This window comes from Ureibacillus thermophilus, assembly GCF_004331915.1.
GTDB lineage: Bacteria > Bacillota > Bacilli > Bacillales_A > Planococcaceae > Ureibacillus > Ureibacillus thermophilus.
This window is the reverse complement of the sequence record NZ_CP036528.1, coordinates 1370396-1384514: the sequence shown is the minus strand read 5'-3', so window position 1 is coordinate 1384514 and position 14119 is coordinate 1370396. Positions and strand designations below refer to the sequence as shown.

14 protein-coding genes are annotated in these 14119 nt (G+C 40.3%); 1 reads left to right on the top strand and 13 read right to left on the bottom strand.

Annotated elements, in window-relative coordinates:
- Positions 1 to 17: 17 nt before the first annotated feature.
- A complete protein-coding gene (locus DKZ56_RS06830) occupies positions 18 to 1661 on the bottom strand; it encodes a DAK2 domain-containing protein (RefSeq protein ID WP_208651981.1) in 1644 nt (547 codons plus the stop codon).
- Between the two features lie 18 nt (positions 1662 to 1679).
- Complete coding sequence (locus DKZ56_RS06825) at positions 1680 to 2045, bottom strand: Asp23/Gls24 family envelope stress response protein (protein WP_208651980.1); 366 nt, start codon at positions 2043 to 2045, stop codon at positions 1680 to 1682.
- Between the two features lie 286 nt (positions 2046 to 2331).
- Here DKZ56_RS06825 and rpmB point away from each other — a divergent pair, with 286 nt between their 5' ends.
- Entirely contained in the window at positions 2332 to 2520 is a 189-nt protein-coding gene (rpmB, locus tag DKZ56_RS06820) for a 50S ribosomal protein L28 (RefSeq protein ID WP_096550629.1), read from the top strand.
- A 154-nt stretch (positions 2521 to 2674) separates the two neighbouring features.
- Here rpmB and spoVM read toward each other — a convergent pair whose 3' ends face one another.
- The 11 genes from spoVM to priA are packed head-to-tail and all read right to left on the bottom strand — an operon-like array spanning position 2675 to position 14103.
- Entirely contained in the window at positions 2675 to 2779 is a 105-nt protein-coding gene (gene spoVM / locus DKZ56_RS06815) for a stage V sporulation protein SpoVM (protein ID WP_208651979.1), read from the bottom strand.
- A gap of 13 nt (positions 2780 to 2792) precedes the next feature.
- Positions 2793 to 3449: a thiamine diphosphokinase gene (locus DKZ56_RS06810; protein WP_208652190.1), complete on the bottom strand. Its 657-nt coding sequence runs from the start codon at positions 3447 to 3449 to the stop codon at positions 2793 to 2795.
- Between the two features lie 2 nt (positions 3450 to 3451).
- The gene (gene rpe / locus DKZ56_RS06805) at positions 3452 to 4114 is read right to left on the bottom strand and encodes a ribulose-phosphate 3-epimerase (protein ID WP_208651978.1); all 663 of its coding nucleotides are present in this window, start codon (positions 4112 to 4114) and stop codon (positions 3452 to 3454) included.
- 2 nt (positions 4115 to 4116) lie between these two features.
- Entirely contained in the window at positions 4117 to 5001 is an 885-nt protein-coding gene (gene rsgA / locus DKZ56_RS06800; RefSeq protein WP_208651977.1) for a ribosome small subunit-dependent GTPase A, read from the bottom strand.
- An 11-nt stretch (positions 5002 to 5012) separates the two neighbouring features.
- Complete coding sequence (pknB, locus tag DKZ56_RS06795; RefSeq protein ID WP_208651976.1) at positions 5013 to 6980, bottom strand: Stk1 family PASTA domain-containing Ser/Thr kinase; 1968 nt, start codon at positions 6978 to 6980, stop codon at positions 5013 to 5015.
- Positions 6981 to 6983: 3 nt separating this feature from the next.
- Positions 6984 to 7730, bottom strand: coding sequence for a Stp1/IreP family PP2C-type Ser/Thr phosphatase (locus tag DKZ56_RS06790; protein ID WP_208651975.1), 747 nt, complete (start codon positions 7728 to 7730; stop codon positions 6984 to 6986).
- Between the two features lie 5 nt (positions 7731 to 7735).
- Positions 7736 to 8872 (bottom strand): dual-specificity RNA methyltransferase RlmN, encoded by a 1137-nt coding sequence (gene rlmN / locus DKZ56_RS06785; RefSeq protein WP_208651974.1) that lies wholly within the window; start codon positions 8870 to 8872, stop codon positions 7736 to 7738.
- Between the two features lie 21 nt (positions 8873 to 8893).
- Positions 8894 to 10249, bottom strand: a complete 1356-nt coding sequence (gene rsmB / locus DKZ56_RS06780) for a 16S rRNA (cytosine(967)-C(5))-methyltransferase RsmB (protein ID WP_208651973.1) — start codon at positions 10247 to 10249, stop codon at positions 8894 to 8896.
- Complete coding sequence (fmt, locus tag DKZ56_RS06775) at positions 10246 to 11184, bottom strand: methionyl-tRNA formyltransferase (protein WP_208651972.1); 939 nt, start codon at positions 11182 to 11184, stop codon at positions 10246 to 10248. The genes rsmB and fmt overlap by 4 nt, the downstream gene beginning before the upstream one ends.
- Before the next feature lie 3 nt (positions 11185 to 11187).
- A complete protein-coding gene (gene def / locus DKZ56_RS06770) occupies positions 11188 to 11673 on the bottom strand; it encodes a peptide deformylase (RefSeq protein ID WP_208651971.1) in 486 nt (161 codons plus the stop codon).
- A gap of 18 nt (positions 11674 to 11691) precedes the next feature.
- Positions 11692 to 14103: a primosomal protein N' gene (gene priA / locus DKZ56_RS06765; protein WP_208651970.1), complete on the bottom strand. Its 2412-nt coding sequence runs from the start codon at positions 14101 to 14103 to the stop codon at positions 11692 to 11694.
- Between the last annotated feature and the right edge of the window lie 16 nt (positions 14104 to 14119).

The following is a 14119-nucleotide window of genomic DNA, read 5'->3' as shown; positions in this document are numbered from 1 at the left end:
CCAACAAGAGACGCTTTTTATTCCACTGAGAAGATGAAAGGATATAGAGCTTGTTTTCCATCCACGAGATCCAATTCTATATCCGGATATTGCTCCTCGATGAATTGGACCATTTCGTTGACTTCTTCTTCCGATACATCTTCGCCATAAATCATTGTCACAATTTCCGATTCCTCATCAATAAGCTCCGTCAGCAATTGCCGAGCTGCATCTAACATATTGGTTGTAGAAGCAACGATTTTTCCGTCGGCAAGCGCCATATAATCATCTTTATGGATTTCCACGCCATCAATCGTTGTATCTCTTACAGCGAAGGTAATTTGTCCTGTTTTTACCGCTGCCATTGCTTCGGTCATGGCTTCTTTATTTTCCTCAATGGATGCTTCAGGATTGAATGCAAGAATTGCTGCCATCCCTTGTGGAATTGTTTTTGTCGGCACTACTGCCGCTTCAATATCCAAAAGTTCCACCGCTTGTTCAGCTGCCATGACAATATTTTTATTGTTAGGCAAAATTAAAACCTTTTCTGCGCCTATTTCTTTAACTGCTTTTACAATATCTTCTGTGGAAGGATTCATCGTTTGGCCGCCCTCAATCACATAAGAAGCTCCTATGCTCTTCAGCATTTCGCTGATTCCTTCACCCATTGCTACGGTCACAACCGCGTAAGGATGTTTTTCTTTAATTTGGTTTTCCGTTTTTTCAGCGTTTACAATGGCTGAATGCTGTTCACGCATATTATCCACTTTTATTTTGATTAAGCTGCCATATTTTTGCCCTTCATTTAACACGATTCCAGGTGTTTCAGTATGAATATGTACTTTTACAATTTCATCATCTGAAACAACGAGCAAAGAATCTCCTAACTTGCTCAAATCTTCCCGGAACTTCGATTCATCAAAAGGCTCTTTCCCAGATTCGAAACGGACCATGATTTCTGTACAATAACCGAACACGATATCTTCTGTGCTCATATATTCTTGGGCCCGATGGTGTTCTGCATTCACCAATTCTTCAAGACTATCGACTTTTGATTTTTGTGGCAGCGCTTCCCCTTTAAGGGATGCTAAAAAACCTTCATAGATGATGACAAGTCCTTGACCGCCGCTGTCCACAACGCCTACTTCTTTTAACACAGGGAGCAAATCAGGCGTGCGCTGCAAGGAGTTTTTCGCTTCTTCTACAATCGCTTCCATTACTTTCACAATATTTTCTTCATGCTCTGCCACTTGCATACCTTTTGCAGCTGCTTCACGGGCAACAGTTAAAATGGTTCCTTCCACAGGCTTCATTACCGCTTTGTAGGCCGTGTCCACTCCAGCTTGAAAGGCTTGTGCGAATTGTTTTGCATTAATTTCGCTTTCTTTTTCCAAATATTTTCCGAAACCACGGAATAATTGGGATAAAATCACCCCTGAATTTCCACGGGCTCCCATCAATAATCCTTTTGCCAAGCTTTGAGCTGTTTTGCCGATATGTTTTTGAGCATTTGCTGCAGTTTCTTTTGCACCGGAAATCATTGATAAATTCATATTGGTCCCTGTATCGCCATCCGGTACAGGAAATACGTTTAATGAATCTACAAAATCTGCATTTTGAGTTAGATGGTGCGATCCCATTTGGACCATCTCTGCAAATTTTGTTCCATCTAATAACTTCATGTTGATTAATATCCTCCTCTATTCACCGTTCATTACTCGAACGCCTTGAACAAAAATATTCACGGATTTCACGTTCAAACCTAATGTTTTGTTGATGGTATATTTTACTTTAGATTGGACTTGATATGCGACTTCAGAAATTTTTGTGCCATAGCTAACGATAATATACATATCGATGTGGAGATTTTCCCCTTCTTGGCGAACGATGACGCCTTTTGCAAAATTCTCTTTTTTTAATATGTCTGTTAAACCATCACGGATTTGATGTTTGCTCGCCATTCCGACAACACCGTAGCATTCCGTTGCCGCTCCACCGGCAATTTGAGCGATAACGTCATTGGAAATATCAATTTGGCCGTAATCGTTTCGAATTTCGATTGACATGATACTGCCCCCTTGGCTCATTTTAACTAAATTAATTGTACTACACAAAATTTGATTATAAAAGATAACGTTGCAACTCGTCTAGTTCATCACTATTTTGGAGGTTTTTGAATCGATGATTTAATAAATTTACCTTTTTGCCGTTTATATATCACTGTAAAGGATTTTTTCTTGAAACCTTCTTTAAAAGAGTTGCATTGATGAAATGTCTATGTTACATTATTATGGTATGTGAATACTCGTATTGAGGAATAATTTCAGATTCATCTTTGAGGAGGGAATATTGATGCCAAAAAAATGCGTAGTTACTGGGCGTAAAACTCGTACAGGTAATAAACGTTCTCACGCAATGAACGCTAACAAACGTACTTGGAAACCAAACCTACAAAAAGTACGTATCTTAGTTGATGGTAAACCAAAACGTGTTTGGGTTTCTACTCGCGCTTTAAAATCTGGTAAAGTAGAACGTGTATAATCAAACACATATAAAAGTGTAAATAAAGTCGGTTATGCTAACTTTATTTACACTTTTTTATTGCAAAAAAAAACCACCCATTCAACCGGGTGGCGTGTTATAGCATGAAAGAAATATCACAATAATGCCAAACAAATTTCCATTCAAGAAGAAATTATTCTTTCTTCTTTTTCTTTTTATTGCCGCTTGAAAATAAATTAATGCAAGAACGGGTAAGATTGCTTAAAAACTTTGGCAATTGGAAAGTATAAACTCGCACGATGAAACCTCCTTTATAAGTCACTGCTTCTTATCATTAAACATATGCCCGAAGAAAAGGAGATATACCCTTGTTCATCCACTAGCTCATTGCTCGTAAATCGGCTTGAACCCACTTCAATTCTTTCCCTTGTTGTTTCATATTTCACACCGCGCAACGTTACGTTTTCCACCGCTTGTTGAAAAGAAAAAAATGAAAGATACCGATAATTTTCATCTCTTCTGATAATATGCTTTCCTGGAAGCAAAATGCTGATTTCATTATGTCTGTTAATAATTTTATGTTCAATATGGGGATATTGTGATTTCATCTGATAAAGGGAACGGACAGCCGCTTCAAAGTGATCTAAGCGTCCACCGGTAACCCCTGTTATGAAAATTTCTTTCGGGTTATAGGAAATGGCTTTAAAAAGCGCCAAATCCGTGTCGGTTTCATCCTTTTCCGCACGATGTCGATCAATTTTTTTTACTTTCCTATTAATCTCTTCCCATTCTTGTTCTGTCAACGAATCAAAATCCCCTACCGCTTCATGGGGAACAATTCCTTCTTCAAGTAAATAAAGAGTGCCGCGGTCCGCTCCTATATAATAGATATTCGATTCTTTTCGGAACCTGTCAAAAGAGCATAGCTCCAATTTTGGACCGCCGGCGCAAATTAAGATTTTATCCATTTTCAAATTGCAGCCTCACCACTCGTTTTAATTGCTTGCAATGCAGCTTTTCGATCCTCTTTATTGTAAATGGCTGAACCGGCTACGAAGATGGTCGCTCCCGCTTTGGCGCAAGGGACAATCGTTTCTTTCGTAATGCCTCCGTCCACTTCGATTTCTACGTTTAACCCTTTTTCTTTTATTAAATTGGATAATGCTTCAATTTTTGGAACAACATTTTCAATGAATTTTTGTCCTCCAAAACCAGGGTTCACTGTCATTAACAAAACAAAATCAACATCTTCCAACACGTGTTGAATCATTTCAATCGGCGTGTGTGGATTTAATACAACTCCTGGTTTCACACCAAAGGAGCGGATTAACTGTATCGTACGGTGCAAATGAGGACAAGCTTCCACATGGACAGAAATCCAGTCCGCTCCTGCTTTTGCAAAGGCTTCAATATATTGATCAGGATTTTCAATCATTAAATGTACATCTAAAGGAAGGTTTGTGACAGGTCTCAATGCTTCCACCACAATAGGACCCATCGTAATATTCGGAACAAAATGCCCGTCCATCACATCAATATGGATCAGGTCTGCACCTGCAGCTTCCACTTCCTTTACTTCTTCCCCTAATTTTGCAAAATTCGCTGATAAAATAGATGGAGCAATTTTAATCATGATTAGTACCTCGGCTTTCGATCAATGATTTCTTGCATAAAATCTAAATAATGTTCATAACGGAATGATTGAATCTCGCCAGATTCCACTCCTGCCTTTACGGCGCATTGAGGTTCTTTCAAATGAAGGCATCCGCGGAATTTGCATTCGTCTTTTTTCCGTTCAAACTCCGGAAAACAAGCGGTCAAGTCCTCTTTTTCGATATGCTCAAAGTCAAAGGAGCTAAATCCTGGCGTATCTGCAACAAGTCCCCCTGCCACTTCGATTAATTCCACGTGCCTTGTTGTATGCTTCCCTCTTCCAAGAGATTGGGATATTTCCCCTGTTTTCAGATTCAACTGAGGAATCAATGTATTTAATAAAGTGGATTTTCCAACGCCGGATTGTCCAGCCAATACGGTTGTTTTTTCCTTTAAAAAAGGTTCCAGTTTTGCAAGCAGGGTTGGATCATTTTTGTACGTCTCTATCACTTCATATCCAATTTCTTGATAGATTTGAATATACGCTTGGATATCATCTTTTTCATTTTCAGAAAGCAAATCCATTTTTGTTAAGCATATGATCGGTGTTATTCGGTGAGATTCCAAAACAACTAAAAACCGATCCAATAAAATTAAATTAAAATCCGGCTCTTTTACTGAAAAAACGAGTATAGCTTGGTCCACATTGGCAATGGGCGGACGGATTAAAGCGTTTTTTCGCGGATAAATTTTTGTTATGACCCCATCAGATCCTTCGTTTTCTTTGGCATATTCAACAAAGTCGCCGACGAGAGGCTGTTCCCCTCTTTTCCGGAAAACCCCTCGTCCTCGGCATTGCAATAATTTTCCTTCATCGTATACATAGTAATATCCGCTTAATGCCTTGCGTATTTGCCCATTAGGCATCCAATTCCTCCTTAATTTATTTTGTCGAATGGTATAGTTTCTTCTTCGATAACCACTGAATCTTTTTCAATTCGGTATGCCGCTGTAGAACCTTCCTCAATTGTTAATTGAATGCGGTAAGTGGTATCTTCTGTAATCGTGAATTCATCGAATGGTTTGACCATTGTATTCGATTTATCTTGTATAAAAATTTTAACTCGTTGTTCTTGGCCCATCAATGCGTGATCATATGGAATGACGATATCTTTAACGTATAATTTTTCTTGTTTTTTCTTTGGACCTTTTGAAATAACGACGTTTATCGATTCTCCTACTTCCAATTTAGTGTTTGGTTTCGGATTTTGCGAAACTACGCTGCCCGCTGGAATATCATCCGAATATACTTCTTCAACGATTTTAATTTTATATCCTGAACTTTTTTCATATTCCCTCATGGCTGATTGGTTGTAGCCTGTTAAATCAACTACTGTGCCAATTTGTTTTCCTTTGCTTACGGTTAATGTAACAACTGTTTCTTCCGGCACTACTTTCTCGCCCGGTGAAGGATCTTGGCTGAGGATGGTGCCTTCCGTTTGATTGGAATATTCCTCGATCACTTTCACATCTTTAAATTCATCGCTGATAATGGACAATACTTGATTTAGCTGTTTCCCTACATAATCTTTCATTTCCATTTCTTCATTGCCAATGGAGACAATGATATCAATTTTAGAACCTTTAGCTCTTGTCAATCCGGCTTTTGGATCCGTTTCAATGACATGGCCTTCTTCTACTTCATCGGAATTCTTTTCCCTTATTTCGCCAACTTCAAATCCGGCTTTTTCCAAAACTTCCGTTGCTTCTTCCACTTCCATATTAGAAACATCAGGAATTTCTACTTTATCCGGCAAAATTAAATTAATGAACACAATGATGCCGAGAATCAGCAAAAGTGCCGCTGCCCCGATGATCGTCCATAGTTTTTTTCGATTTTTCTTTTGTTTTTTCTTTTTCACTTCTTCTTTTCCGTCTTTTACAATTTTCTCTTTTTTCGGAGTCGCAGCTTTAATTTCTTTTGTTTTCACCATATCATCGATTGGCAAAGATTCTTTAATAATTGGAATGGCTTTCGTTTCTTCGTTATCTACCGGCGGACGGAATTTCGGTTCATTTCTCCGGGCAGGAGACAACACCGTTTCTAAGTCCGCTGCCATTTCATCAACAGAAGCATATCGGTGATCAGGGTTTTTGGCGGTCGCCTTTAAAATAACATTTTCTAGACTTTGCGGAATAGAGGCGTCAAAATCGCGCACAGAAGGCGTTTCCGCTTGAAGATGCTTCAATGCAATCGATACGGGAGATTCCCCGGAAAAAGGCACTTCTCCGGTCAATAGCTCATACAATACAATTCCCAACGAATAAATATCGGATTTTTTTGTCGCCACACCTCCGCGGGCTTGTTCCGGCGACAAATAGTGGACGGTCCCCATAACGGAATTCGTTTTAGTATAACTGGTCGCAGCAAGAGAAGTGGCGATTCCAAAGTCTGTAATTTTAACATTTCCATTTTCGTCCATCAGGATATTTTGCGGCTTGATGTCACGATGTATAATTTGATTTTCATGGGCATGGCTGATGGCGCTCGTTAATTGTTTCATAATTTGAACGCTTCGAGCAGGGGAAAGTGGCGCATTTTCTTTTATGTACTGCTTCAGCGTTTTTCCTTTCACATACTCCATGACAATATAATGCATATCCCCGTCTTCGCCAACGTCATAAATGCTGACGATATTTGGATGCATTAAACTTGTCGCAGATAAAGCTTCCCGATGAAAACGGCGCATGCTTTCTTCTTCATTTGTGGAATCATAGCGCAATACTTTAATTGCTACATCCCGATTTAAAATCATATCATGGGCTAAATATACATTGCTCATGCCGCCGCCGCCAATGAGTCTAATGACTTTGTAGCGATCATTTATGCGTTGTCCTTCAAGCACCCTTTACACCTCCTCTTCGGTCATCATCAAAAGGATTAAAGATATATTGTCTTCTCCACCGCTGTCATTTGCTAATTGTACAAGTTTCCGTCCTTTTTCTGCTATTGGCATCGGATAAGTAATAATCGCCGCCATCTCGTCTGTCGAAATTTTATTGCTTAAACCATCTGAACAAATGAGCAAATAAGAATATTCTTTTAAGGTTACTTCATAAAAATCCGGCTCAATGGTCGGTTCCGTACCTAAAGCTTTAACGATAAAATTTTTCTGTGGATGGTTTTGGGCCTCTTCTTCACTGATTTCTCCGTTGTCGACCAGTATATTGACATATGAGTGGTCCCTTGTAATTAAGTCGACGCTATTAGAAGTAAAGTGGTATACTCGGCTGTCGCCAATATGGCCGATTAAACAATGGTTTTTATCGATTAACACGGCAATAAATGTCGTTCCCATACCTTTGCAGCGTTCGTTTTCCAGTGAATATTCGTAAATTTTTTTATTGATATTGGCGATGGATTCTTCCATCCATTTCCGCTTTTCTTCGACGCTTGGATTTTGAAATTCAACTTGTAAAAAATAATTGGTCATCTCTTGAATGGCCATTTCGCTTGCGACATCGCCAGCATTGTGGCCGCCCATTCCATCGGCGAGCAATGCCATTTTCAATGAATCAGGGCGCTCTAAAAAAGCAGCCCTGTCTTCATTGATTACTCTTTTTCTCCCAACATCACTTTCCACAGTAAATTTCACAATGGTCACCTCGTCTCGTGAACTCTCTCTTTCGCCCGCAACTGTCCACATGCAGCATCAATGTCTGAACCATGTTCTCTTCGAATGGTTACATTGATGCCATTCTTTTTCAACGCTTTTTCAAAAGCAAAAATTTGATTTCTCGGTGTCCGTACATAGTTCCGCTCCGGCACATAGTTGACTGGAATTAAGTTGACATGGCATTTAATGTCTTTGATAAGCTTCGCCAATTCTTCCGCATGTTCCACCGTATCGTTCACACCGCCGAATAATCCGTATTCAAAAGTTACACGCCTGCCCGTTTTTTTCGTATAGTAACGAATGGCTTCGAGCAATTTGTCCAATTTATAAGCTCGGGCAATCGGCATCAAACGTTCACGCAATTCTTGGTTTGGCGCATGTAAAGATAAGGCGAAATTAATTTGAAGCCCTTCATCGGCAAATTGATAGATTTTTGGAATGATGCCGGAAGTCGAAACTGTAATATGGCGCGCTCCAATATTTAATCCCTTTTCATGGTTGATTACCGTTAAAAATTTCATCAGTGCATCATAATTGTCGAATGGTTCACCAATTCCCATGACCACTACATGGGAGACCCTTTCTCCCTCTTCATCCAGCGCTTGCTGCACTTTAACTACTTGCTCAACGATCTCTCCAGGCAACAAATGTCTTTTTAAACCGCCCAATGTAGAAGCGCAGAAGGTACAGCCGATTCTGCATCCTACTTGCGTTGTGACGCAGACGGAATTGCCATAATCATGGCGCATTAAGACAGTTTCTATCGAATAGTTGTCTTGCAATTGGAATAGGAATTTAATCGTTCCGTCCTTTGATTCTTGCTTCACAATAGTTGAAAGGGTTGTGAATACAAATTGCTCCTTTAATTTTTCTCGAAGCGGCTTTGGTAAATTGGTCATTTCCTCGAAGGTTTTGACCCGCTTATTGTAAAGCCAGTCATAAATTTGTGCAGCGCGGAACGGTTTTTCCCCCTGTTCTTTCAGCCATTCTTTTAATTCATCCAATGTGAAAGAATAAATGGATTCTTTCACATTAGGCTTTTCTTTTTTCTTTCGTTTCTGCGGCTTCTCTGCCTGTTCAACCAACTCATTGATGCGTTCATTAAAAATATTGTTATCCATTCTTGATTAGAATTCTCCTTTTTACTTAACTTTTTCAAATAAAGCGACAAAGAAACCGTCGCTTCCAAAGTCTTGCGGAAAGACTTGCAACATACCATCCTGTTGTTTTTCAAGAAGTATCTCTGGCAAATGTTCTATTTTCGCCAGTTTCATTTCTGGATGTGACGCAAGAAAGGCTTCAACTGTTTCCTCATTTTCTTTTTTGCTAACTGTGCAAGTGCTGTAAACAAGTCTTCCCCCCCGCTTCAACAAAGGGACAGCATTATTTAACAATTCCAATTGAATTTCCTGCAAGCGGTCAAAATCCTCTTTCCGCTTCGTATATTTGATATCCGGTTTTCGGCGAATCACGCCTAGGCCGGAACAAGGGGCATCTACAAGAATGGCTTCAAAAGATTCCGGCTGCATGGTTGCCGCTGCTTTCCTTCCATCGATTGGAGCCGTTTGTACGATGTTGATGCCAAGCCGCTCACAGTTTTCTTCAATTAAAGCTAATTTATGAGGGTGGATATCCGTTGCAAGAATCTGCCCTTTATTATTCATAATTTCCGCCATATGGGTTGTTTTGCCTCCAGGGGCAGCACACATATCCAATACTCTTTCTCCAGGCTTTGGATTTAAAACAATTGCCGGCATCATGGAACTTTCATCTTGAATGGTGATAATACCATTTTGAAAGGCTTTTGTTCTTGAGGCTTGTCCGTTTAAAAGAACTAAACATTGCGGAATTATTTTGCTTTTCTCTGCTTCGATACCTTCTTCGGAAAGCAGTTCGATTGCTTCTTTCACTGTCGCTTTTAAAGTATTTACACGAACAGTTTGTCTTGGCGGTAAATTATTGGCTTTTAACATTTCAACGGTTGTTTCAAGTCCGTATGAGTCGACCAATATTTCCACTATCCATCGTGGGTGGCTCGTTTCAATGGAGATGCGCTCAATGGAATCTTTGATTTTCTCAAGAGAAGGAATGCCCATCCGCAAAATCGAGCGCAAAATCCCATTTACCATTGAAGCGATTCCTTTATGCCCTCTTCTTTTGGCAATTTCCACCGCTTCATTTACGATGGCATGTTCAGGGATTTTGGATAAATAAACCATTTGATAAACGGATAATCTAAGAAGCCATCGAACCCAAGTATCGATCTTTCCTCGGATAAAAGGATCCAAAAAATAATCCAATGTATATTTATATTGCAACGTTCCGTACGTTAATTCTGTGAGTAAAGCCCGATCTTTTGTTTTAATTTCATATTTATTGATGGTTTGATTTAATAATAGATTGGAATAGGCTTGGTGATTGTCAACAGCAAGCAAAATACTAAGGGCTGCATCTCTCACATTCCCATTCCATATGACATTTTCTTTCTTCTTCCTCATTCAAATACTTCTCCAATCTGCAATTTTGAACCTACGCCGCGCAAAAAGTCTTCTGCTGACATGCGTTTTTTCCCTGCAGGTTGTAACTCAAGAATTGCAAGGGTTCCTTCCCCTGTTGCAACTTCAAAATAGTTTTTTGCTATTTTCACCACTTCTCCCGGCTGGCCTTTCGCATTGGAATCCCCAATTTTCGCCCACCATATTTTCATATTTTCTCCTTTATAAGTGGTATAAGCAACTGGCCAAGGATGCAGTCCGCGCACTTGATTATAAATTTCCCGAGCGCTTTTGGACCAATCAATGCGCTCTTGTTCCCTTGTAATATTGTGGGCAAAAGTGGCTTTGCTTTCATCCTGCGGAATACGGGCATTTGTTCCGGCAATAATGCTTGGTAAAGTGTCCTTCAATAAGTCTCTTCCTAAAAGGCTCAATTTTTCAAACAAAATACCTGTATGATCCATTTCTTCAATCGGAATTTCTCTTTGGGAAATAATATCCCCTGCATCTAATTTTTCAGCCATATACATAATCGTTACGCCCGTTTTCTCTTCCCCATCCATAATCGCTTGATGGATTGGCGCACCGCCTCGATATTTTGGAAGAAGGGATGCATGAACATTGATGCATCCTAACCGAGGGGCATCCAATAATTCTTTAGGCAAAATTTGTCCAAATGCTGCGGTTACAACTAAATCCGGATTTAAACGCAAAATTTCTTCCAATTCTTCAGAGCCTTTTAATTTTTCTGGTTGAAGCACTTTTAACCCTAAACGAAGGGCTTCTTCTTTAACAGGAGGAGGAGTAAGAACCCGTTTTCGTCCAACAGGGCGGTCCGGTTGGGTTACCACCGCTAAAATTTCGTAGCCTTCTTCATGTAGCATTCGCAAAATCGGCACTGAAAAATCAGGAGTTCCCATAAAGACGATTTTTGTCATTAATTATTCCTCCTCAAACATTTCTTCCAATTCTTCTTCTGTATAAACCCGCGTAATTTTCGAATCAAATAAGATTCCATTTAAATGGTCAATTTCATGTAAAATACAACGGGCATCATAATCCACCGCTTCTAATTGATACACTTGCCCGTATCGGTCATGGGCTTCAATTTTCACGTAAGATGGTCTTTCCACTTCTCCATAAAGCCCCGGGAAGCTTAAACAACCTTCAATATCCACAGATGAACCGGATGTTTCAATCACCGTCGGATTGATCATTTCAATCAACGTCCGCTCTTCTCCCAATTCCACAATCGCGATGCGGAGAGGAACGTTGACTTGCGGAGCGGCAATGCCCATGCCGTCATATTCCACCATCGTTTCGTACATATCGTCAAGCAATGTGATGATTTCCTCATTGATTTCCGTAACTTCTTTGCAGACTTGCGTTAAGATTTCTGCTGGATGTTTTACGATTTCTCTAATCATTTGATAACCTCTTTCTATCTAAATCAAGGATGGATTTATATCGATTGTTAAAACAATTCCCTTTTTAATCCATTCTGTTCGATATATTTTCATTAATTGTAAAAATGTTGGAATTAAATTTGGTTCTATTTTGTATTTTATCAGACATTGATACCGATATCTATTTTGCAGGCGAACGATGCCGGCTGTCGTCGGACCAATAATCGAAGCGTTGAAAGAAAGATTGGAGCGAAGATAGTCGGCGCATTTTTTTGCGTAATCTGCTGCAACCAACAAATCTTCATGGGATACCTGAACTAAGGCAATATAATAATAGGGCGGGTAATCTGCAGCGTGGCGCATCATCATTTCTCTTTCATAAAAGGGTTCATATAGCTGCTCTTTTGCAAATTGAATAGCATAATGTTCAGGGGTATAAGTTTGGATAATCACCTCGCCCGGCTTTTCCGCCCTTCCCGCTCTGCCGCTTACCTGTGTCAACAGCTGGAACGTGCGCTCAGCAGAACGAAAATCCGGCAAATGCAAAGACGTGTCCGCACTTAACACGCCGACTAAAGTGATGTTCGGAAAATCCAATCCCTTCGCTATCATTTGCGTTCCAAGCAATATATCGGCTTTACCCGCTCCAAAATCTTCTAAAATCGCTTCGTGGGAACCTTTCCGCTTCGTCGTATCTACATCCATGCGAAGTACGCGCGCCTCCGGAAAAAGTTTCGTCAATTCCTCTTCCACTTTTTGCGTCCCTGTCCCAAAATAGCGGATATGGTCGCTGCCGCACTCCGGACAAATGGTTGGCACAGGCTGTTCAAAACCGCAATAATGGCATTTTAATCGCTCATTATATCGGTGGTACGTTAAGGAAATATCACAATTTTCGCATTGCATCACCGTTCCACAATCCCGGCATAACACAAAGGAAGAATAACCCCGCCGATTTAAGAACAAGACGGTTTGTTCTTTCTTTTCCAATCGGCTTTTTATGCCTTCAACTAATTTTTCCGAAAACATGGAACGGTTTCCTTTTTTCAATTCTTCCCGCATATCAACAATTTCCACTTTCGGCAGGGGCTGCTTCATGGCCCGCTCTTTTAACGCCAGCAGTTTATAAACATTTTTTCTTGCCCGGGCATAAGATTCTAAACTTGGCGTAGCGCTTCCTAAAATAACGGGGCATTGATGATATTTGCTTCTCCAAATCGCTACATCTCTTGCATGGTACCTTGGTGAATCCTCCTGTTTATATGAAGATTCATGCTCCTCATCTAATATAATGAGCCCTACGTTTTCAAATGGGGCGAAAACAGCAGAACGAGCCCCGACAACAACTTTCACCTTTTTCTCGTGAACTTTCCGCCACTCGTCATATTTTTCGCCAACGGAAAGGCCGCTGTGCATCACAGCAACCTGCTCTCCGAATCTTGAACGGAAGCGGTTCGTCATTTGAGGGGTAAGGGAAATCTCCGGCACAAGCACAATGGCTTCTTTTCCTTGCTGGATGCAATGTTGGATGGCTTGGAGATAAATTTCTGTTTTTCCGCTTCCTGTTACGCCATGTAATAAAAAAGTTTCCGGCAAATGGCTGTCCATCGCATTGACAACCGCTTTCAATGCTTTTTCCTGCTCATCGGTCAATGTTAAAAAATCGGTTTTTTCAACTTCTTTTTTAAATGGATTCCGATACACTTCTTCAAAAACAAATTGTGCTGCCCCCAGCTCCATCACTGCATGCAGCACTTGCGGCGAACTTTCGGTCTCTTTATAAATCTCTTCTGGTTCTATGATAGCCCCCGCGTGCTGCTGCATCCAAAGGAGCATTTGTTTTTGTTTTTTTGCTCGATTGGATAAGTTATCATGAATCTTTTGAAGCTGCTTATGATCCTCTGAAATTTTTACTTTGCGAATTTCTTTAATTTGCCCCTTTTGCTTGACGACGTTTTCAATGGATAAGTGCTTCTCTCTTAGCCCTTTTTTGAGAGGGATGAGCAAATTATGTTTCTCAAATTCTTTATAAGGCACTTTTGTTGAGTGTTGAAAAAAAGGTTTTAGTGCTTCCTCCAAATTCTCCACATCCGTCTCAAGCAACACCATTTTTTCGTATTTTGCCCTAAGCGCCGATGGAATCATTGCTTGCAGGCAATCAATTTCATAGGCGATGGTTTCCCGTTTCATCCATTTCGCTAGTTCCAGCATTTCGCCCGTCAATACCGGTTCAATATCGAGCAATGTGGAAATGGGTTTTAATTTATCAAGAGGCACTTCCGTTTCATTTTTAATGGCCACAACAAACCCTAAAATGTTGCGGTTCCCAAAAGGTACTTGCACCCGGCATCCGCATTCAATAAGTTCCTCTAACGCTTCTGGAATGGAATAATCAAAAGGACGGTCAACCGGATAGGCGGATACGTCAACAATTACTTCTGCAATTTTCATGATCCCTACTCGCTTT